Source organism: Bacillus sp. KH172YL63 (genome assembly GCF_011398925.1).
In the GTDB taxonomy this organism is placed as follows: Bacteria; Bacillota; Bacilli; order Bacillales; family Bacillaceae_B; genus Rossellomorea.
On sequence record NZ_AP022842.1, the window covers coordinates 795,086 to 815,315 of the forward strand.

Here is a 20,230-nt window from a genome sequence, read left to right on the forward strand (position 1 = left end):
AACGAAAAGGACGTATGAATGTCCATCAAAAAATACCTGACCCAAAGCGGTCGGGTATTTTTTTGTGGTTGGATAAAGTGAGGGACGGACCTCTGAATAGAGGTCCGTCCCTCACAGGGATTTATTTGATAGCCCGTGATTTTTCGCCGAATGGTACGGCCAGGTTCCATTTGTAGTCTGTGCCATAGGCGTCGGTGGTTTTTACGATGGGGGCGTTGAGTATCATCCCGGAAACGGTGTTTTCTTTATATTTGAAATCGGTGTAGCCGAGGTTTAGAGCGATTTCTTCTCCCCAGATTCCGTAAATTTCCTGTACTTTTGACTTTTGTATAGCGGGGTTGAAGATGACATCGAGCCTATAGTATCTGTCTGGGTCAGGGCGTTTGATGGTGATATTGAAATTTCCTTTCTCATCTGTGACGCCGGTACTTTCCGCCACATATTTCTCTCCAGTATCACCCTGCAGGTTAATCACTCTTCCATAATTATCAGCAAGGCTGTACTCAAGCAGTCCGGCAGACATGATCGCATCTTCCGGAAGGTTGCTTTTGCCTTCGATGATCAGTTCTTTTTCCTCTAGGAGGACCGTCCCCTCAATGTCGATCCTAATTCCGGCAGGAGGGGGCTTGAAGACTTCGAGTTCATCGGTCATCTGCACCCTGCATCCGGTGAGGAGAAGGATGCTGAACATGAAGGTGGATAATATCCGGTGTTTCAATGGAATTCCTCCTTTGACCTGTTTGTGAAAGAGAACGGATCCTTCAGGGAAACCTGCGCTGCAGGCTTGTCACGTACCGTCTTTGAGTTCTTGACGGGAAACTTGCCTTCGAGCAAGACTTCTTTCAGGAAACGGGTCACTTCATTTATGCAGAAGATCGTCACCGCGAAGAAAGCAAGCGGGGTCAGGACGAGCCATGTATGAAGGAAGACCATCTGGATATTGATGCTCATCGTTGCAGCCCATTCATTCGTATAGGAGAAGTATTCCGGGATATGTTCCATGATTCCGAATTCTTCTATTCTAAGGCCCCCTAAACAAATGTGAAGGACACCGAGCTGGATGAGAAGATAGAGTGTTTGTGAAATTTGCTCCGAGAACATGACGACGGCGTGCCGGCTGAACTGTGGACGCAAATGCCTCTTGATGATATAAAATTTCGATGCGCCGATTTGCCTGGAAACGGAAACGAAATCGTTCTTCAAATACTCCCGCATCTCCTCACCGATATACATCCCGAGTGACGGGATGACGATGATGGCGATCACGAGGACCTCGATGATCAGAAACTGAAACGAAAGCAGCGCCCCTGAAGCGAAGGCGATCTGCAAGGGAGTAAGAAGGACGAAAGCGATGATCGCGAGGGGAATGAAGTTAAAGGTATCTCCCATTCCCTTGATTACTTGTCTCGCCCAGGCGGGAAGGAATGCATAGACAATCCCGAATGCGAAGCCGCCGATCATGCGCAGCAGCGCAATGGCAACCGCAGACAGCAGGGTATATTTTGCGCCTGCAAGCAATAGATAGAAGAGATTCCGTCCCAGTTTGTCACTTCCGAGCGGTGCCATTTCACCGATTGAGTAGGGTGGATCGGCAATGATCCTTCCTGAATCATCTTTTAAATACGGCGGTCCGGGCTCAAGAAGGTCCGGGTTGACGGTGGGCAGAATGAAACTCACCGCAGTCAACGTCAGGAGAAACCCGAGCGGCAGCCATAATCTGAATGAACGTAATATGCTCAATGCGCAACCTCCTCTCCGGATAACCATTTCTTCAATATCATGGCCCCGAGTGTGAATACGGCAAAGAACGGTATGTAGATCATCATCATCCCGATGAGGAATGCACTTGGCGTCGTTTGGGACACATCAAGGAGCACGTTCATGAAACCGTTTATGTTAAAAAGGAATTCAATGATCAACAGGTTTGAAAGCATGAGAAGGAAGATCGGCTTGATATGGTAATAAAAATGGATCCATACATTGCGGAATAAATGGACCCATATCGTATAGGCCTTTGAAAAACCTTTCGAATACGAATATTCCACATATGGCTTTTCTTCTTCTTCCCTCAGCTGGAATAAGAAATGTTTGGTCAGAAAGGCTATCGGCATGATGGCAAGGCAAATGATCGGTACCAGATAGATTTTTTCGTCCCCCAGTGTGTAAATATCAAATAACAGGATATTGGTTTGCTTGAAGAACCAGATGATGAACAGCTGGATGAAGACGATGATGAGAACGTCAGGGAGGGAATCCAGCGAGTCGAGCAATCGGAAACAGATTCGATATGCTTTTTTCGGCAGGAGCATAAATAAGTAGCTCAGCAGGGAAGACGCAACGGCTGCGAGCAGGAATGCGAGAAGCAAGAGCGAGAATGAGTAGCCGAACAGCTGGAAAAACAACGGGTAGATCGGATAGCTCTTGTAGTCCCCGGGGTCACCGATCAATATGGTGATGGAACCGGGTTGAAGCAGTTCCCGTCCGACTTCCTGAAGTGTTCTCAGGTATCTTCCCAACATGATGACCAATTCCGTATCATATGCAAGCAGGGACCCGGCCCCGCTGAAAAGGAATAATCCGATGCAAGTGAGCACAAATTGAATGGGAAGACCTATAGTATTGAATTTAGTCAGTTGAAGCACCTCCAACGTCTTTTACGACCATTATATCTTTGTGTTACAAAAATTTCAAAATAATTTTAATTTTTACATTAATGTAATTGGGTGGAATTTAAGCTGGAAAAGTCAGTTTTCAAAAGGGAGCTTCCAGCTGCCTTAAAGGACATCGTTAAGTAAGAGCGTTATAATGGATTCACAACAGAAATATCTCAAAAAATCATAGAACGCTTATGATTTTCTAATCCATATAAAGGGGATGACCAAAATGAAAAATGAAATGGGCTGGAATCTGGAAAACAGTTATGCGAGGCTTCCGGGAGCACTGTACACGAGACAGGATCCGACGCCGGTCGATTTGCCGGAAATCGTTGTTTTGAATGAACAGGTGGCCCAGGCATTGGGGCTCGACAAAGAGAAATTGGAAGCAGACGTTTTAGCTGGCAATAAGATCCCGGCAGATGCAGAACCGATTGCCCAGGCATATGCTGGCCATCAGTTCGGTCATTTCAACATGCTCGGGGACGGCCGTGCGGTGCTGATCGGTGAACAGGTCACCCCGGCTGGCGAACGGTTTGACATTCAATTGAAAGGGGGAGGAAGCACTCCCTATTCAAGGGGTGGCGACGGACGTGCCGGCCTTGGACCGATGCTCAGGGAACATATCATCAGTGAAGGGATGCACGGGCTTGGCATACCGACTACGCGGAGTCTCGCTGTAGTGACAACGGGGGAGCCGGTCTACAGGGAAACGGTCCAGCAGGGGGCGATCCTGACACGGGTGGCAAAGAGCCATATCCGGGTAGGGACATTTCAATTTGCCTCACGGTTTGGTAGCATCGAGGATCTCCGCGCCCTGGCCGATTATGCGGTGGAGTGTCATGATCCGGAGGCTGTGGATGCCGGTAATCGATATCTTGCCCTCCTGCAGGGTGTAATCGAGCGACAGGCGGCCCTTATTGCCAAATGGCAGCTTGCCGGTTTCATTCATGGGGTCATGAACACAGATAACATGACGATCAGGGGGGAAACGATCGACTACGGTCCTTGTGCTTTCATGGATGTGTATGATCCGAAGACAGTGTTCAGTTCCATTGATACTGAGGGCAGATATGCTTACAGAAACCAGCCTCCGATTGCAGGATGGAACCTGGCCCGGTTTGCAGAAAGCCTGCTTCCGATCCTTCATGATGAGCAGGAAGAATCCCTGAAGCTTGCCCAGGAAGCGGTACTTGAGTTTCCGAAACTGTATGAAGGGCACTGGCTTAACGGGATGAGATCGAAGCTCGGGCTGTTTTCTGAGGAGGAAGGGGACCGGGCCCTTGTTGAAGAGTTGCTGAACCTGATGGAAAAGACTCAGTCAGATTATACGAATACGTTCCGGAACCTGACGCTCGGCAGGGAGGATTCCGAACTCTTTACCACACCTGAATTTGCTTCATGGAAAGAACGTTGGAGTGAGAGGAAGAAGAGACAGGAACAATCAGAGGAAGATGTCCTCCTTCTGATGAAAAGAAGCAATCCTTCCGTCATTCCACGGAACCACAGGGTGGAAGAAGCGCTGAAGGCTTCAGTGGAAAAGGGAGATGACAGTGTGATGAAGCGGCTTCTGGATGTTTTGAAGAATCCATATGCCTATTCAGAAGAGCAAGAAGAATTCTGCAAACTGCCCGAACCGACAGACATCCCTTACCGGACGTATTGTGGAACGTGACAGACAAAGCTCAGGGGTTAACGGCCCCCGAGCTTTTTTTGATGGAGGAAAAACCGGTTGTCCCCGAGAACTTTACATATATGCTGCGAAATCGAAAGGGGCTTTTCACGTGAACCATGCACTGCTGGTCATTGATGTTCAACAGGAACTAGTCGAAGGAAACGAAACCGAATCACCAGTCTTTCAAAAAGAAAGATTGATCGAAACAATCAACAATGTGATCGGCAAGGCAGAGGAAGAAGGAGCGGTCATTGTCTTCATCAGGGATAAAGATGTCGGGGGAGGAAGCGGTGAAGGCTTCCAGATTCATCGGGATTTGAAGCTTTCAGATGATGCAGTCATATTTGATAAGCTCGCCACCAACTCCTTTTACGGGACGCCGCTGCTATCTTTTTTAAAAGGACAGGACGTGGGCCATGTGGTGGTAGCCGGGTGTCAGACCGAATATTGCATCGATACGGCCGTCAGGTATGCAACCGTAAGCGGGTTTGACGTCACCCTTGTGGCAGACGGCCATTCGACGAAGGATTCAGCAGCTTTAAAGGCGGAGCAAATCATCACCCATCATAATGTGGCTCTGAGGGGGCATTACAATGTCGAGCATTTTGCCGATGTGCGGCCTTCCGGTGAAGCGTTATTTTCACCCCGCCATGATGAATACCGCAGAGAATATGGGATGTGATTGATGTCCATTTGATCAGGTTATACACTGATCAAATGGACTTTTTTGGCCGGCTTCGGGGACACACGGAATTCCCGGGATATGCTATAGTATTACCATATCCGGGAGAAATCCCATTTCGGCAAGGAGGAAAAAGGATCATGTATGAATTGGTACAGGAAGTCCGTGAGAAGAATCCATTAATACATAATATAACGAATGTGGTGGTCACGAATTTCACCGCGAACGGGTTGTTGGCACTCGGTGCGTCCCCGGTCATGGCTTATGCGAAGGAAGAGGTAGGGGATATGGCGCAGCTCGCAGGTGCACTTGTCCTGAACATCGGGACGTTGTCGACAGACGTCATTGAAAGTATGATCATCGCCGGGAAAGCGGCAAATGAAAAAGGGATCCCCGTCGTATTGGATCCTGTCGGAGCAGGGGCAACGGCGTACCGCACCGAGAAGGCAAGGGAAATCTTGAGAGAAGTAAATGTCACGATTTTAAGGGGAAATGCAGCGGAAGTCGCCAATGTCGCCGGAGAACAGTGGGCGATCAAAGGTGTCGATGCAGGATCTGCCGGAGGGGATATCGCCGGGCTGGCACGGAAAGTGGCGGATCAATTTGATTGTACCGTTGTCATAACCGGAAAGACGGATATCATTTCGAATCGTGAAACGACCTATGCGGTGGGGAATGGTCACCCGATCTTGACGAAGGTGACAGGTACAGGCTGTTTATTATCATCAGTCATCGGTGCGTTTGCAGCCATCGAGGCAGATCCTGTGAAGGCAGCGGTCACTGCGGTGGCAGCATACGGGATCGCTGCTGAAAAAGCCGCGGCACTCACGGCTGAAAAGGGACCGGGAAGCTTCCAAATTGCGTTGCTCGATGAGCTTTCCTCCATCGGGGAACAAGACGGGGAACTTGCAAAAATAGAGAAATTGTAAAGGGAAAGGAAGATGAATATGACGGTATACAAGGCATTGACGATAGCAGGTTCAGACAGCGGCGGCGGAGCTGGCATACAGGCAGATTTAAAGACGTTCCAGGAACTCGGCTCATACGGAATGTCGGTGATTTCAGCCGTCACTGCCCAAAACACAACTGGCGTTCATGGTGTCTATCCTGTTCCGGTGGAAGGGATCATCCAACAGCTGGATGCAATCGGCGAGGATTTACGGCCTGATGGGTTGAAAACAGGGATGCTCCATTCCGGGGAAGTCATCGAGGCGGTGAGCGAACGGATCGAGCATTATGGATGGAACAATCTCGTGGTGGATCCGGTCATGATTGCAAAAGGCGGGGCCAAACTTCTCCAAGATGAGGCAATCCGTGCATTGAAGGAAAAATTGATTCCGCTCTCTACGGTCATCACCCCGAATCTGCCTGAAGCGGAAGTGATCACCGGTTTGACTATCCGATCACTGGAGGACAGGAAAGGCGCTGCGAAGATGCTTGTTGAAATGGGCGCACGATCAGTCGTCATCAAGGGAGGTCATGCTGAGGATGAGCAGGTCGTCGATCTGTTCTATGACGGGAAAGCCTTTGAAGAAATGATCTCTCCAAGGATCGATACACCCCATACCCATGGAACCGGATGCACTTTCTCTGCTGCAGTGGCAGCTCAATTGTCGAAAGGCATGGACCTGTTCGACGCTGTCAAAACCGGTAAAGCGTTCATCCGGGCGGCAATCGAAAATCCACTTGGAATCGGGAGTGGTCACGGACCGACGAACCATTGGGCTTATAACCGGATTGAAACAGGTGAGAAGAAATGAGGGGCAGACGGCAATCAATAGAAGATGCGCTCACCCTGTACTTCATCATGGGAAGTACCAACTGCACAAAAGATCCTGTTGAAGTATTGCGGGAGGCGATTGAAGGTGGCATCACCCTCTTTCAATTCAGGGAAAAAGGAAGCGGTGCACTTGAAGGGAAAGAAAAACTGGAACTTGCCGTAAAACTCCAGGAAGAATGCCGCAGCGCAGGCATCCCTTTCATCGTTAATGACGATGTGGACCTCGCTGCAGCGATTGATGCTGACGGGGTGCATATCGGACAGGAAGACGAGAGGGCAAGTGAGGTGAGGGAGAAGATCGGTCCAGATAAATGGCTCGGTGTCTCCACCCATACCCTTGAGGAAGCGGAGCAAGCCATTGCCGATGGAGCGGATTACCTCGGACTCGGGCCGATCTATCCTACAATCTCAAAGGATGATGCAGAGAAAGTCCACGGCTTGGATATCATCAAGCGCTTTCGGACGAAAGGGATCGAAACTCCGATTGTGGGAATCGGCGGGATCGATTCAAGCAATGGGCGGGCAGTCATCGATGCCGGGGCAAATGGCATCTCCCTCATTTCGGCGATCGCCGGTGCAGATAACATCCGGGTCGCTGCGGAGGAATTGAAGCAAGCGGTAGGTGATGAAATATAGTCAAATGTTTTCAAAGAAAAATCCGAACGAGTGATTGAATAATAATCTAACTCGCTCGGATTTTTTGTGCTAAAGCTTCATTCTTGTATTTAGCGGTATACCGAAGCACATATATTTTTTTAGTCGTTTATGTATTCAATTTCGGTGGCTCAGAAATGTATGTCTCAGTCTCTCTTCTTTGAATTCATGTAGTAGACCAGATGGTCAGTCCACTCTTCATTTTCATATATGAAACCTTTACGAACACATTCGAACGCCATTCCAACACTCTCAGCCAGATTGATAGAAGCTGTATTATCTAAATTGATGTGAGCTTCTATTCGATGGAATGTTAATTGATTAAAAGCAATGTGAAGTGCCGCGTTTACTGCCTCTTTTCCGTAACCTTTTCTCCAATACTGATTATGAATGGTGTAGCCTATTCTTCCCCATTGGAAGCCATCTCTGGCTAAAGTAGAGAAATCTACCATTCCTAAGTGTGTACCATCTTCTTTTCTAAACACTCCAAATACGTGAGCAACATCTGTCAAAGCTAAATCTTGATGTTTATCTACCAAATGCTCAAACCATTCTAAAGTACATTCACTCATATCAATTTTTCCTTTGTCGTATCTGTGTTGAGATATATCACGATTTTCGAACTCATGAAGCCAGTTTTTATAATCTTGTTTTTTCAAGGGTCTTATTTCCAGTCTTTCTGTTTCTAGAACGATATCATTTTTTTCTTCTGTTATTAGCAATGAAACATCTCCTCTGTGTAAATTTTTCCAATTTAATTATATTCAATATAAATTATCTTTCTCCTTTATAAATGAAGACAATTCTCTTATGACTTTCATGAAGCAAGTATCTTCGAAGGGTAAATTGACTCTGTGGTGTCATTATTTTTGGTGTCAAACCGATAAGGCAATAAGTCGGGACGCGGTTCCCCTAACAAGCACCAGCATGTCAGGGACAGGCCTTATTTGACATGAGAAAAAATACCAGTTAAAATATGAATGGATTCATAAATGAACGCATTCACTTTTAGGAGGCATTTCACGATGGCAGGATTGCGAGAAGATAAAAAACGGCAAACACAGCAGAATATCATGGAAGCAGCGAAGCATATCTTTTCCGAAAAGGGATACGGGCAGGCTTCGATGGTGGAAATTGCACAGGAAGCCGGGGTAGGGACCGGGACCATTTATAATTATTTTCCTTCGAAGGGAGCACTGTTGCTCCGGATTTTTACAGAAGAAGCAGAAGAAATGAAAGGTGCCCTCGGCGACCCGAATGAAGTGGAGGGTGATTTACTGGAAAGCGTGATTGGAGCCATGCACGAGTTTGCGGAGTTTTTCGAGCACTATCCGAAAGCGTTCTGGCGGGAGCTTATCCATGTAATGACGGAGGAAGCGGAAGAAAGCATCCGCCTGCGCCAGGGATTATTCGGGATCGATGAAGAGATGATGAAGTGGATCATGCATTTGATCGGGAGTCATTCAGAATCATTTATCGTCGAAGTCAATCCGGAAGAAGCAGCGTTTGCGATTTATAGTGCAGCCATTTCCGACACCATGCTCTACATGTATAACGAAGCGATGGGTCAGGATGAGTATAAGGAGCAGCTGTCGAGGCATATCCGATTTTTATTCAACGGAAAAATGAAACCGGGAAAGAAGGAATAGGGATGAGCATACTGAGCTTAACTGACGTTCAAAAGTCATATCAGAGCGGTGAAACGACTTTTCAGGCTCTGACAGACATTCATGTCACGGTCGAAGAAGGTGAAATTGTCGTCATCCTCGGGCCTTCTGGATCAGGGAAATCCACTTTATTAAATGCCATCGGCGGAATCGATGGGATTGATGCAGGCAGTATCAAGGTTGATGGGAAGGATATTACGCTCCTCAATGATCGGCATCTTGTCGATTATAGACGGGACGACGTCGGATTCGTTTTTCAAATGTATAATTTGATCCCAAATTTAACAGTCTATGAAAATATCGAACTGACGGCGAATATCAGCCCGAAATCATTGCCTATTAAAGAAGTGATAGCAGCCGTAGGACTTGCCGGAATGGAGGATCGTTTTCCCCGTGAATTAAGCGGAGGTCAGCAGCAGCGCGTATCCATCGCACGTGCTGTAGTGAAGGCGCCAAAGCTATTGCTGTGTGATGAACCGACCGGTGCACTGGATTCGAACACTTCAAGAGAGATTCTTCAGTTAATTGAAAAGGTGAATAAGGAATTCAACACGACGGTTCTCATCATCACCCATAACCAGGCGATCCAAAGCATGGCCAACCGGGTCATCACGCTGAAGGATGGCAGAATTGAATCGGATGTACTCAATGAACATCAAACCTCTGCTGAAGGGGTTGAGTGGTGATGCCCCTTCGAAAAAAGCTCTTTCGGACCATTTTTGAGAAAAAGGCACAGTTTTTCTCTGCGTGGCTGCTGATCGTGATCAGCTCGGTTGTGTTTTATTCGTTCACAGCAGCCGGTGGCAACCTGATCGATAACCTGGAAATGTTCTTCAAGGAGAATAAGGTGGAGGATGCCCAATTCATGACCCGTCAACCGCTGGAGAGCATCTCTGAGATTGAAAAACGGAGCGGGGCAGAGCTGGAGGAAAGGTATGCGGCAGATCTATCTTACAAGGATGCGACACTCAGAGTGCTGGATGAAACAGAGGAAATCAATCTTCCTTCGATCGTCGAAGGTGAGGCTCTTTCAGGTGAAGATGATCTCTTGATGGATAAAGGGTTCGCAGCAGCACATGACATCAAGCTGGGAGACGAAATCGACCTCGGCGGGAAGACGTTCCGGGTTTCAGGATTCATGGCCATCCCTGATTACATCTATCCTCTTAAAGAGGATAGTGGGTTGCTGAAGAACCCTGATGCATTCGGCGTTGCGGTCGCCAAACAATCCCTGTTGAAAAAGTGGGAAGAGCATCAGGTCTACTACAGCGTCCGTCTCAAGAACACATCCAGAGATAAGCTGAAGGAAGAAATCAATCAAACCAATCACATCATCAAATGGATAGACAAGGAAGACAATAATCGGATTTCTTTCATCCGGGGAGACATTGCCGGGGTGAAGAAAATGGGGCAATTCCTACCAATCGGGATTCTGATCATCAGCATGGTGATCATTCTCATCCTTCTGTGGCGTTTGATGAAAAAAGAATATGTGCAGATCGGGACGTTATATGCCCTCGGCTACAGAAAAAGAGAGATCATCGGTCATTATCTCTCCTATGCGGGAGTGCTTGCCGTTTCGGGCAGTGTCGTCGGGACGATCCTTGGCTGGGTATGTCTGCATCCACTGTTATCGACATTTGCCACCTATTATAATCTCCCGGTTTTAGAAGTGAAGCCCCATCTCGTATTTCTTCTAACGAGCCTGCTACTGCCGCTGATTCTCTTCATGCCGTTGACCTACTATCTCGTTCACCGGGTCTTGAAGATTTCCCCGGTAAGCTTAATGAAGGGCGGGGAGCGAAAGGTGAAAGTCGGCAGACTGGAACGTATATTCAAACTGAAGCGCATGGCTTTTCAGCGGAAGTTTGTGATCCGTGAAATCATCAGGAACCTTCCGAGGGTACTCTTTCTGACCATCGGAGTGATGTTTGCCTCTGTACTGTTGTTGTTCGGTTTCGCCACGAAGAATTCAATGGAATACCTGGTGACCGATAACTTCCAGGAAGTCTATCACTATGAGTATAGCTATCTCTTCAATGCACCCCAGACCTCCCTGCCTGAGTCAGGCGAAATCGGGTCTGTCGCTCCCTTTGTCTCGAGGGGAGAGAAGCTCTCTATCACCGGACTGCAGCCGGATAATACGGCAATTGAGTTAAAGGACAGGGACGGGAATGATCTCAGCTTTGATTCTGTCATCGTCAACCGCTCCCTTTCTGATAAAATGGGCATCGAGGAAGGCGATTCCCTTGACGTGACCAATGAGCTGACCGATACTTCCTTTACGTTAACCGTCGATCATATCGCTGATTCGTATCTTGAGAACATGATCTACATGCCGCTGGATGAATTCAACAACTTAAACGATTTTCCGGACGGGAGCTACACGGAGATATATTCGGATAAAGAACTTTCGATTCCAGATGAAAAACTGTTGTCGGTCACGGAAACAGCTGAAACAATGGACGGCTTCAAGGAAATGATCAAACCATTGAATTATAGTGTGGCTGCGATTGCTTTTGTCGCTGCGGTGATTGCCGTCATCATCATGTATATCTTGATTTCACTATTGATTGAAGAAAACTCATTCAAAATCTCGCTCATGAAAGTCATCGGTTATCGAGAAAAATCGATTCTGTCTATGATGATCGGCTACAATCGCTGGTTTGTCCTCCTCGGATTTGTGACCGGCATCCCGCTGACCCTCGTGTCGATGAGGGGATTCATGGATGCGATCACTGAAGACATGAATGTGACGATCCCTGTGAAAGTTGATTGGCTGAGTGTCGTCATCAGCGTAGTGATCATCATTGCATCGTACTACATGTCTCTCTGGTTGAATCACCGGAAACTGAAGGGGATTTCCATGAGGGAAGCGATCAATCGGAGTACAGAATAATCCATCTGAACATGAGTAATTCTCGCAAAATAAAATCCGGACGCCATTCGAGGTTTTTGATTCTCGAATGGGCCCGGATTTTTTATGTCTTCAGATTTTCTGGCAGTGTGGACAGTAATACAGCCGCCTTGAAGCGGCAACCGTCTTCTCGATTTCAGTTCCACAAACAAAGCAGGCTGCACCTTCACGGTTAAAGACCCAGTGCCGATAGCGTGAACGCTTCACTCCCTGGTCTTTCAGCTTCTGCACAAGGGAGGGATCATTGGTGATGCCGCCTGTCTCATAAGATCGCCTCACGAGGTCGATGATGCCCTGTGCCGCTTTCAGGTGTTGATCCTCCGTACAATCCGCCGGTCGAAGGGAAGGATGGATGCCTGCAACATACAGGATTTCAGATCTGAGATAATTTCCGATTCCGGCCACGAAACCCTGGTCCAATAATAATATGGCCCATTTCCGGTTGCGGAATCGTTTATCCTGTATCCTCTCCAACAAATCGTCCACCGTGACGTCTTCGCTTAGAAGATCCGGTCCGACTTTTGCTATGAAGGGGTGTTCCGGCACTTCTTCGTTTCGGAGGACTTCGATATCTGATGCACTGTAGAGGAGAGCAGACTTCTTCTCATTATGAAGCGCCAATCGGAGCTGCCGGTTGGTTTTGGGATAATTGTAGGTGTTCCGGATCATCCATTTACCATAAAGCTGATTGTGAGAATAGATGGTATATCCATTGTCAAAGCGAATGAGCATGGCCTTTCCTTTCGTATCGACCCTGCTTACAACCGACCCCTTAAACAGATCTTCATAGTCTTCTAAATGGGGAAGGGCAAAATAAGCATCCTCCACCGTTCTATTTTTGAGGGCGCATTCCACAGCATCTGCGGCACGCCTGATTTCCGGACCTTCTGGCATGATGCATACTCCTTTTTTAGTATAGATGTTCCCCTTCTTTCCATCATGTAATCGTTCAAACTGCATACAGGAAAGTAAAAAGCCCAAGCGCGGGTGGCACTTGGACTTTTCTATACTCAGCGATTATTGTATGGAGAAAACTTCCTTGCTCAGCAGCGCCTCCGGAGATTTACCGATTTGATCTTGATGGAAGTAATCCCGGATCACGCCATCTTTCAAGTAATTCACGATTGAGACCATTGTCATGCCTTGATCTAAAGCGAGGTAGGCTTGTGTGACTTCACCGGTTTGCACATTGACCGAATCTTTGAATCCGTATTTGCCATACATATCGAAACGTTTCAAGGCACGGATGTTTTTAAGTGCTTCCATCGGTGCGTATTCCAGTGCCAGGAATGTAGCATGAGGAGTGACCGTGCCATCTGATTTATAACCGTCCATTCCAAGAGGGGTGGCTGCAAATTCTGAATAGTTATCAGGTGTGGCAGCAGGTGACATTCCCCATGCCGCATATCCTTGATCTTTGGCGTATTGAATCTGGATGTCTACATGACGGGAGTTATTCAGACCAAGGGCCTGTTTCCCAAGTTCCTTCTCTTTAAGGACAAGCTGCGGCATCAGTGCTTCAAACATGCTTCCTCCCCAGCTTGGTACATATTTCGTTCCCTTATAGCTGTAATGTCCTTCAAACACATCTACACCGTCATATGTTTCCGTATATCCTTCCGGCACTTGAGCCTGCCAGTCCCAGCTTTCAGGCATCGTCCGGAACATTTTCCACCAATGCTCTTCCGGTACATCCCCTTTTCCAATCGCGATGTAGCTCGCTACCCGTGGTTCTGTGTAAAATGCACCATAATGATGGGCCGTATAACTTTGGGTGGCTACATCATATCCGCCCCTCATTTGTCCTACTTCAGGGGTATACAAAGTGGAGTAGTCCATCGATTCCACTATCGAATGGGTTTTCTGGTAGAGTTCAGGATAAGCTTGTCCAACAACAATCAAACCGGCGGAAAGCCATCCGTTATCAACCGTTGAAATGAATTGGCCCCAATCTTTCATAAGGGAGGCGTCCTTTGTATAATACCAATTGTAAAAAAGCCCGTTCCATTTCTCCATGCCGGCTAATGATTTTAAGGTCTTTTCAATATTGGACACAGCTTCTTTCCTTGAAATCAAACCGACTTCTTCTGCTGAAATTGTACTCATCATATACATGGAAATGTTCGTAGGTGAAGTGAATTCCTGCGCGCTGAGTTCTCCGTTTTCCATTCTGACCGCATCAAAGGTGAGGCCCGTTTCAGAATCGGTGAAATCTTCAAAGTAGCGATACGTCTTCTTTGAAATCGCTTTCAATTGTTTCGATAAAACAAACTCCTTCCAATGATTCCGGTGTTCACCTGAAGCCTGTGCAGGAAGGGTGATACTGAGGGTGACAAATAATACTAAAAGCATGGTGATGATTTTTTTCATCGTCTTCTCATCCTCTCGATTTAGTGAAACGTTTCGATTAAAGTATACAAGAGGGAGGAGGATACGTATATCACACGATAGTAACAATTTTCTGAAAAATGAAAGAGGTAAAGAGGAAGAGTTGTCTGAGTCTATATAACTAGTTGCAGAAGCAAATGAAAGAATCGGGTTTAATAGAAAGCAGCAAAAAATATTAATGATGAAAAAAAAGCCGAATGATGATTCGTCGTCATTCGGCTTTTTGGCATGCAAGAAGAATGTTGTTGTGGAAAATGGTTAGCCGCTTATTCTATCATCCCTACAATCCTTTCACATATCTCATGAGTGATCAATGAGTCGTCAATGGAGGGGTCAGGTGTTTTTCCGGTCTCAACACAGTCGATGAAATGATCAATCATGTCATAGAAGCCCCGTTTATACAGTGTCGGCTCCCAGTCACCAAATGTGGAAATACTTGTTTCTTTATTGTGGTGATGAGTCGTTTCTACAAGGCTTTTCACGACATACTTATGATGATGGGCCGAGTATTCGATCGTTTCTTCTGTCACACCGCCGTCCCGGTTCATGATGCCGACAGCCGTGCAGTCCGCACCGATCAGCTGAATGACGAGGTGATGGAGCAGGTCTCCTTTTTTCAGGTATTGAACCTGGACATCTTTGACTGCTGTACCCATCAGGAAGCGAAGGGTATCGACGACATGAATGAAATCCTCCACGACGAAACGTCTGGGGTGATCAGGTTCATGAAACCGATTTTTCTGCATCAGCAGGAAGTCCGGTTTCCCATGTTCCTTCAGTTCCCTCACTTTCGGGATGAAGCGGCGGTTAAATCCGACCATGGCCACTTTTCCTTTTTCTTTTGCAAGTTGAACGATCCGTTCGGTTTGCTCGAAATGGAGAGAAATGGGCTTGTCTATGTATACGTGTATTCCGTTTTCAAGTAGCTCTTCAGCAATCTCAAAATGGGCTTCTGTGGCTGTGCTCACGAATGCTGCATCAATATTTGATTTAATCAATTCTTCTATAGTGCGAACGCTTTCTTTGATGCGGTATTTGCTGGCGAGCTGTTGCAGCGTCTCACCATTTCTTGTACAAAGTACCAGTTCAATGCCCTCTTTTTCCGACAGAACAGGCAGATAGGCTTTCTTGGCGATATCTCCTAATCCAATAAGTCCAATTTTCATGATTGTTTCACCTCATGGTTTTTCTTTCATTATAGGACGCCGCCGTCAAATATCAACTAAAAGGCTCATTAAACTCAAACGCCCATAGTGTAAACACGAACGATATTAAGTTTATTGTGTATTAAAATTCGTGTTTTTGTTGATATTCATCAAGTGGTCTGGTATAGTGACAGCGTATCATAAATACATAGCGTTACTCGTATATCCTCGGTAATATGGTCTGAGCGTCTCTACCTGGTTCCCACTTTAAGAACCAGACTACGGGTCTAAGTGTTCGGTTTTTTTGCCGTACTGACAAATCGTTACTTTGCCCATCAGGTCTGGACCGTAGATTTCTTCTATGCATCCAGGCTTTTCTTTTGACCAAAATTGAGGAATCCATTCATCTGAGAAAGGGAGAGATTCGTATGAAAAAGAAACTTGTATCACTCGCAGCAGTGTCGCTGCTCGTTACCATCATGTTTACAGGCTGCAGTACGAACAAACAAACGGAGGCGAAAGAAGAACAGCGGAGACCGATCATCATTCAGGGGCCGATGCCGATAGAAGCTGAAACGTTTGCGGGGAAATTAGAAGGTGTTAAAGAAGAAAAAACAGGAAACTTTGTATTTTATAAAGGAGAACTTGATGATTATCCTGTAATCGTTGCAAAGACAGGAAAGGGAATGGAGAATACAGCAGCGGCAACAGCCGTTATCATTGAGAAATATGATCCGGTTGCCATTATTAATCAAGGAACTTCAGGTGGACATGACCCTGCGTTACATGTGTTTGATATCGTCATTGGGGAGAGAACGGTCAACCTCGGGTCACTGAAAACAGGAAATCTTGCGGATGACGAGGGAATCGATCCTGAAGCCTGGAAGCCGATGGATCTGATGGCTTCTGAAGGAAGTGCCGGTGAAGATCCGAATGCAGAAAACATCCGATTCTATGAGGGGGGTGAAGGGTTGCTTGCTGCCGCCAAAGCTGTTAAGTACACATACAAGGAAGGAAAGGTAGTTGAAGGTACGATCGGTTCTGCTGACGTCTGGAATAACGAGGTAGACCGCATCCAATGGTTCCACAAGAAATATGGTACTTCAGTCGAAGAAATGGAAGGTGCGGCGGCTGCACAAATTGCCGATGCTTATAATGTACCGTTTCTTGGTATCCGGATCTTGTCCAATAATAAGACGAATGACGGGAAATACAATCCACATACAGCTGCCGCGAATCAAGGATATGTATATGAAGTCGTGAAAGAATATATTGCTGAAATGAAATAAGTCCTTCTATTATTGCCTGCTCCCGATGTGCCCGGGGGGCAGGCAATTTCTCTTGTCCGGGTTTTATGTATTCTGATAAAGGGAAGAACGTACTACTACTACACATAATAGGAGGAGTACAGAATGGCTAAAACAATCTTCATCACTGGGGCAGGAAGCGGCCTTGCAAGAGGCGCATCAATCGGGCTTGCCCAAAAGGGACACCGGGTGATCGCGACGACAGAACTCACCTCCCAAAAGACGGATCTGATGAGAGAAGCAGAAGACCGTGGATTGGATATGGAAGTGTTCAAACTCGATATTACAAACGAAAGGGACCTGGAGCAGATTACAAAGTATGACTTTGATATATTCGTTGCGAATGCGGCGATCAATGAAGGAGGTCCCCTGGCAGAAGTGCCGATGGACCGGTTCCGTGCTTTATTTGAAGTGAATGTATTTGCTACACTTCGGACCGCACAATTCGCAGCACAGCATTTTGTGAAGAAAGGGAACGGAAAGATCGTGTTCATGAGCTCGATGGCCGGGATTTCTGCGACCCCGTATGTCGGACCGTACACGGCGACGAAGCATGCAGTGGAAGGGATCGCCCAGACGATGAAATCAGAACTGGAACCATTTGGCGTGAAAGTCGCTACGATCAATCCAGGAGCATTTGAGACAGGCTTTAATAAGCGCAGCGGAGAAGAAATATGGAAATGGTTCGACGACGAAAAGAATTTCACACGTAAAGAAGATATTCTGGAGCAGCAGGAAGGTTTGAAAGATCAGTTTGATCCGGAAGATATGATTCAGAAAATGATCGAAATCATCCCTGCCGATCATCATAAATTCCGTACAGTATATCCGGAAGAAACAGAGAAGCAGTTGAAAGAAACGCAGAAAGAACGTTGGGAAATGGAAATTTAAATAAAAAAGGATGATCCCCGGCAGCAAGCTGGAGCCGGGGATCATCCTTTTTCTATGTTATACTGGGGAATGGCAATATTACTTATTCACACAACACGGAGTTGATCATAATAGAAATGAAAAACTATTTATATACGTATTCATGGGAACCAAATGAAGAATCACTATGTGCTTTGGAAAGGCGGATGCTGTTCGGGGAGAGCTCTCAATCTTCCATTCTCGAAAGCCCGGTGGACATCGACCCAAGCAGGAGCCCTTTTATCCGGGAAAGGCTTGAGATTGTATGCGAGGGAAGCACCTTTGAAGAACTGCTGGAACATATTCATGAATTAGAGTCAGTCGATGGATTCAAAGTCGTCTTTGTTCAAAATCCGGATGAGGAACGGGTCGGTTTCAAAAAGCTGCGGAAGATTGAAAAGGAAGTGGGCCTTCACCTGAAAGGGGAAGCAGAGCTTGTCGATCCCGCCATCTGGTATGGTGTTGCCGTGACGGAAGACCGCTGGGTGTTCGGCTATTATGTGAAAAATGAAGCGGTCTGGCTGCATCATGTGAAAAAGCCCCACAGTTATTCAACTGCTCTCGGCACACGTGTGGCACGGGCGGTGGTCAATATCGCGGCACCTGAAACGGAAGGGATCAAGATGATTGATCCGTGCTGCGGAATCGGGACGGTCCTCGTTGAAGCCCTGTCCATGGGCATTGATATCGTCGGCAGTGACCGGAACCCACTGATCCTCGACGGAGTGAAGGAAAATATCGCTCATTTCGGGCTGGAAGGGGAAGTGTCTTTAAAGGATATCAATGACGTGACAGGCAGCTATGATGTTGCCGTCATCGATCTTCCATATAATCTGTGTTCCGTCATCACCGACGAAGAACAACTGCAGATGCTGCGCAGTGCAAGGGGATTTGCGAAGAAAGTTGTGATTGTGACATTAGAGGACGTCGATGCAAATGTACTGAAAGCAGGCTTTGATATTATCGACCGCTGTGAAGTGAGCAAGGGACGATTTGTGCGTCAGGTGCTGGTGTGTGAGTAGCGGTCAGGTCATATAGTGTTTCAAAATCCGGATGAACATTCGACTTTCTTTTTAGAAAATCGGATGTGTTCGGATTTTTTATTTTGTTGAGAGCAGGACGAATGTGCGAAGCTGAATCAAGGATCTGTATGAACGTTTTATTTCACGTCAAAAAAAGAATAAATTTCTATTTCTTTAAAATAATAAGAGCAATCCTTGGCCTGGTGAAAAAAGAGAAAAGCAAGCGTTCTCAAGGGTTCTGACCTTGAAAAACAGATGCCAATAAATCCCTTATGACATTTGTCATGTCCTGCACATGACACCTACTACTAACAATGGGAATTTCATTACCCTATAATGAATTCAACGCTCTTAATGAAGGGAATTATGACATGACAAATATAAAAACGTTGAAAAAAGAAGTGGCACCTTATGAAAAATCGACAATGAAAGAAAGTATTTGGCAGCTCATCAATACGCTTGGGCCATTTTTTCTTCTATGGTTCCTTGCTTATCAGAGCCTTTCGGTTTCGTACTGGCTTGCGCTCATTCCAATCGTGATCGCGGCAGGATTTCTGACGAGGATCTTTATCATCTTTCATGACTGCACCCATTATTCTTTCTTTAAAAGCCGCCGAGCGAACCGGACAGTCGGAACGGCAATGGGTGTGCTGACGCTGTTCCCGTTTGATCAATGGGGACATGACCATGCGGTTCATCACGCAACAAGTGGTAACCTGGATAAACGTGGAACAGGTGATATTTGGACATTGACCGTTGAAGAGTATATAGCGGCACCTATCAGAACTCGTTTAGCGTATCGCTTTTATCGCAATCCGTTCGTTATGTTTATATTAGGACCGATCTATGTATTCCTTCTTAAGAATCGATTCAATCGAAAGAATGCACGAAAGAAAGAAAAAATGAACACCTATTTAGTAAATGTGATCATCGTGACGCTTATCGCACTTCTATGTGTGGCTCTTGGATGGCAGGAATTCCTTCTTGTACAGGGATCAATCTTCATGATTTCCGGCTCCATCGGTATTTGGTTATTCTATGTGCAACATACGTTTGAAGACTCGTATTTCGAAGAAGACAAAGAATGGCAATATGTACTGGCAGCTGTGGAAGGAAGCTCGTTCTACAAGCTTCCGAAGATCATGCAGTTCCTGACTGGTAATATAGGCTACCACCATGTTCACCATTTAAGTCCGAGAGTGCCGAACTATAAACTTGAAGAAGCACATAAAAATACTGAGCCTCTGCAAAACGTGCCGACCATCTCACTGGCAACAAGCTTGAAATCACTACGCTTTAAACTTTGGGATGAAGATAACAAAACGTTTGTAAGCTTTAGAGGCATCAATTCTACAGCCAAATCAAAGGCAGCGATTAGGGCTGAAGCCAAACCTGAACTATAAATCAACCCGGCTCCCCTTATGGACGTA

General features: G+C 46.4%; 19 protein-coding genes and 1 riboswitch. Of the genes, 12 read left to right on the top strand and 7 right to left on the bottom strand.

The window, feature by feature from the left end; translation table 11 throughout:
* Positions 1 to 121 precede the first annotated feature (121 nt).
* Genes KH172YL63_RS03925 through KH172YL63_RS03935 form a run of 3 tightly spaced genes read right to left on the bottom strand, consistent with a single transcriptional unit; the run spans position 122 to position 2,642 of the window.
* Entirely contained in the window at positions 122 to 718 is a 597-nt protein-coding gene (locus KH172YL63_RS03925) for a hypothetical protein (RefSeq protein WP_173104888.1), read from the bottom strand.
* The gene (locus KH172YL63_RS03930; protein ID WP_173104889.1) at positions 715 to 1,740 is read right to left on the bottom strand and encodes an ABC transporter permease subunit; all 1,026 of its coding nucleotides are present in this window, start codon (positions 1,738 to 1,740) and stop codon (positions 715 to 717) included. The genes KH172YL63_RS03925 and KH172YL63_RS03930 overlap by 4 nt, the downstream gene beginning before the upstream one ends.
* A complete protein-coding gene (locus tag KH172YL63_RS03935; protein ID WP_173104890.1) occupies positions 1,737 to 2,642 on the bottom strand; it encodes an ABC transporter permease subunit in 906 nt (301 codons plus the stop codon). Before KH172YL63_RS03935 ends, KH172YL63_RS03930 begins: the two co-directional genes overlap by 4 nt.
* Positions 2,643 to 2,874: 232 nt before the next feature.
* Here KH172YL63_RS03935 and KH172YL63_RS03940 point away from each other — a divergent pair, with 232 nt between their 5' ends.
* The 5 genes from KH172YL63_RS03940 to thiE all read left to right on the top strand — a co-directional run bounded on the left by KH172YL63_RS03940 (position 2,875) and on the right by thiE (position 7,427).
* A complete protein-coding gene (locus KH172YL63_RS03940) occupies positions 2,875 to 4,329 on the top strand; it encodes a protein adenylyltransferase SelO (protein ID WP_173104891.1) in 1,455 nt (484 codons plus the stop codon).
* Between the two features lie 109 nt (positions 4,330 to 4,438).
* The gene (locus tag KH172YL63_RS03945; protein ID WP_173104892.1) at positions 4,439 to 5,011 is read left to right on the top strand and encodes a cysteine hydrolase family protein; all 573 of its coding nucleotides are present in this window, start codon (positions 4,439 to 4,441) and stop codon (positions 5,009 to 5,011) included.
* A gap of 140 nt (positions 5,012 to 5,151) precedes the next feature.
* On the top strand, positions 5,152 to 5,940 hold the full coding sequence (gene thiM / locus KH172YL63_RS03950) for a hydroxyethylthiazole kinase (RefSeq protein ID WP_173104893.1): 789 nt from the start codon (positions 5,152 to 5,154) through the stop codon (positions 5,938 to 5,940).
* 18 nt (positions 5,941 to 5,958) lie between these two features.
* Complete coding sequence (gene thiD, locus KH172YL63_RS03955; protein ID WP_173108048.1) at positions 5,959 to 6,771, top strand: bifunctional hydroxymethylpyrimidine kinase/phosphomethylpyrimidine kinase; 813 nt, start codon at positions 5,959 to 5,961, stop codon at positions 6,769 to 6,771.
* Positions 6,768 to 7,427: a thiamine phosphate synthase gene (gene thiE / locus KH172YL63_RS03960; protein ID WP_173104894.1), complete on the top strand. Its 660-nt coding sequence runs from the start codon at positions 6,768 to 6,770 to the stop codon at positions 7,425 to 7,427. Before thiD ends, thiE begins: the two co-directional genes overlap by 4 nt.
* Before the next feature lie 164 nt (positions 7,428 to 7,591).
* Here the strand turns inward: thiE and KH172YL63_RS03965 are convergent, their stop codons facing one another.
* Complete coding sequence (locus tag KH172YL63_RS03965; protein WP_173104895.1) at positions 7,592 to 8,167, bottom strand: GNAT family N-acetyltransferase; 576 nt, start codon at positions 8,165 to 8,167, stop codon at positions 7,592 to 7,594.
* Between the two features lie 303 nt (positions 8,168 to 8,470).
* Between KH172YL63_RS03965 and KH172YL63_RS03970 the strand changes: the two genes are divergently transcribed.
* Genes KH172YL63_RS03970 through KH172YL63_RS03980 form a run of 3 tightly spaced genes read left to right on the top strand, consistent with a single transcriptional unit; the run spans position 8,471 to position 12,011 of the window.
* Positions 8,471 to 9,094, top strand: coding sequence for a TetR/AcrR family transcriptional regulator (locus KH172YL63_RS03970; RefSeq protein ID WP_173104896.1), 624 nt, complete (start codon positions 8,471 to 8,473; stop codon positions 9,092 to 9,094).
* A gap of 2 nt (positions 9,095 to 9,096) precedes the next feature.
* Complete coding sequence (locus KH172YL63_RS03975) at positions 9,097 to 9,798, top strand: ABC transporter ATP-binding protein (RefSeq protein ID WP_173104897.1); 702 nt, start codon at positions 9,097 to 9,099, stop codon at positions 9,796 to 9,798.
* Positions 9,798 to 12,011: an ABC transporter permease gene (locus tag KH172YL63_RS03980; RefSeq protein ID WP_173104898.1), complete on the top strand. Its 2,214-nt coding sequence runs from the start codon at positions 9,798 to 9,800 to the stop codon at positions 12,009 to 12,011. The genes KH172YL63_RS03975 and KH172YL63_RS03980 overlap by 1 nt, the downstream gene beginning before the upstream one ends.
* Before the next feature lie 90 nt (positions 12,012 to 12,101).
* Here the strand turns inward: KH172YL63_RS03980 and nei are convergent, their stop codons facing one another.
* The 3 genes from nei to KH172YL63_RS03995 form a co-directional block, all read right to left on the bottom strand.
* Complete coding sequence (gene nei, locus KH172YL63_RS03985; protein WP_173104899.1) at positions 12,102 to 12,923, bottom strand: endonuclease VIII; 822 nt, start codon at positions 12,921 to 12,923, stop codon at positions 12,102 to 12,104.
* Between the two features lie 123 nt (positions 12,924 to 13,046).
* A complete protein-coding gene (locus KH172YL63_RS03990; protein ID WP_173104900.1) occupies positions 13,047 to 14,399 on the bottom strand; it encodes a glucoamylase family protein in 1,353 nt (450 codons plus the stop codon).
* A gap of 284 nt (positions 14,400 to 14,683) precedes the next feature.
* Complete coding sequence (locus KH172YL63_RS03995; RefSeq protein ID WP_173104901.1) at positions 14,684 to 15,583, bottom strand: Gfo/Idh/MocA family protein; 900 nt, start codon at positions 15,581 to 15,583, stop codon at positions 14,684 to 14,686.
* Positions 15,584 to 15,760: 177 nt separating this feature from the next.
* Positions 15,761 to 15,864: riboswitch (purine riboswitch) on the top strand.
* Between the two features lie 126 nt (positions 15,865 to 15,990).
* Between KH172YL63_RS03995 and KH172YL63_RS04000 the strand changes: the two genes are divergently transcribed.
* The 4 genes from KH172YL63_RS04000 to KH172YL63_RS04015 all read left to right on the top strand — a co-directional run bounded on the left by KH172YL63_RS04000 (position 15,991) and on the right by KH172YL63_RS04015 (position 20,203).
* Positions 15,991 to 16,851, top strand: coding sequence for a 5'-methylthioadenosine/S-adenosylhomocysteine nucleosidase (locus tag KH172YL63_RS04000; protein ID WP_173104902.1), 861 nt, complete (start codon positions 15,991 to 15,993; stop codon positions 16,849 to 16,851).
* 123 nt (positions 16,852 to 16,974) lie between these two features.
* Entirely contained in the window at positions 16,975 to 17,760 is a 786-nt protein-coding gene (locus tag KH172YL63_RS04005; protein ID WP_173104903.1) for an SDR family oxidoreductase, read from the top strand.
* 116 nt (positions 17,761 to 17,876) lie between these two features.
* Positions 17,877 to 18,800 (top strand): TRM11 family SAM-dependent methyltransferase, encoded by a 924-nt coding sequence (locus KH172YL63_RS04010; RefSeq protein WP_173104904.1) that lies wholly within the window; start codon positions 17,877 to 17,879, stop codon positions 18,798 to 18,800.
* Between the two features lie 371 nt (positions 18,801 to 19,171).
* Positions 19,172 to 20,203: a Delta(5) desaturase DesA gene (locus tag KH172YL63_RS04015; protein WP_173104905.1), complete on the top strand. Its 1,032-nt coding sequence runs from the start codon at positions 19,172 to 19,174 to the stop codon at positions 20,201 to 20,203.
* The last annotated feature ends 27 nt before the right edge of the window (positions 20,204 to 20,230 follow it).

Coding starts and splice junctions, on each gene's coding strand:
- KH172YL63_RS03940 (WP_173104891.1), top strand. CDS start 2,875: ATGACCAAAATGAAAAATGAAATGGGCTGGAATCTGGAAAACAGTTAT.
- thiM (WP_173104893.1), top strand. CDS start 5,152: ATGTATGAATTGGTACAGGAAGTCCGTGAGAAGAATCCATTAATACAT.
- thiD (WP_173108048.1), top strand. CDS start 5,959: ATGACGGTATACAAGGCATTGACGATAGCAGGTTCAGACAGCGGCGGC.
- thiE (WP_173104894.1), top strand. CDS start 6,768: ATGAGGGGCAGACGGCAATCAATAGAAGATGCGCTCACCCTGTACTTC.
- KH172YL63_RS03970 (WP_173104896.1), top strand. CDS start 8,471: ATGGCAGGATTGCGAGAAGATAAAAAACGGCAAACACAGCAGAATATC.
- KH172YL63_RS03975 (WP_173104897.1), top strand. CDS start 9,097: ATGAGCATACTGAGCTTAACTGACGTTCAAAAGTCATATCAGAGCGGT.
- KH172YL63_RS03980 (WP_173104898.1), top strand. CDS start 9,798: ATGCCCCTTCGAAAAAAGCTCTTTCGGACCATTTTTGAGAAAAAGGCA.
- nei (WP_173104899.1), bottom strand. CDS start 12,923: ATGCCAGAAGGTCCGGAAATCAGGCGTGCCGCAGATGCTGTGGAATGC.
- KH172YL63_RS03990 (WP_173104900.1), bottom strand. CDS start 14,399: ATGAAAAAAATCATCACCATGCTTTTAGTATTATTTGTCACCCTCAGT.
- KH172YL63_RS03995 (WP_173104901.1), bottom strand. CDS start 15,583: ATGAAAATTGGACTTATTGGATTAGGAGATATCGCCAAGAAAGCCTAT.
- KH172YL63_RS04000 (WP_173104902.1), top strand. CDS start 15,991: ATGAAAAAGAAACTTGTATCACTCGCAGCAGTGTCGCTGCTCGTTACC.
- KH172YL63_RS04005 (WP_173104903.1), top strand. CDS start 16,975: ATGGCTAAAACAATCTTCATCACTGGGGCAGGAAGCGGCCTTGCAAGA.
- KH172YL63_RS04010 (WP_173104904.1), top strand. CDS start 17,877: ATGAAAAACTATTTATATACGTATTCATGGGAACCAAATGAAGAATCA.
- KH172YL63_RS04015 (WP_173104905.1), top strand. CDS start 19,172: ATGACAAATATAAAAACGTTGAAAAAAGAAGTGGCACCTTATGAAAAA.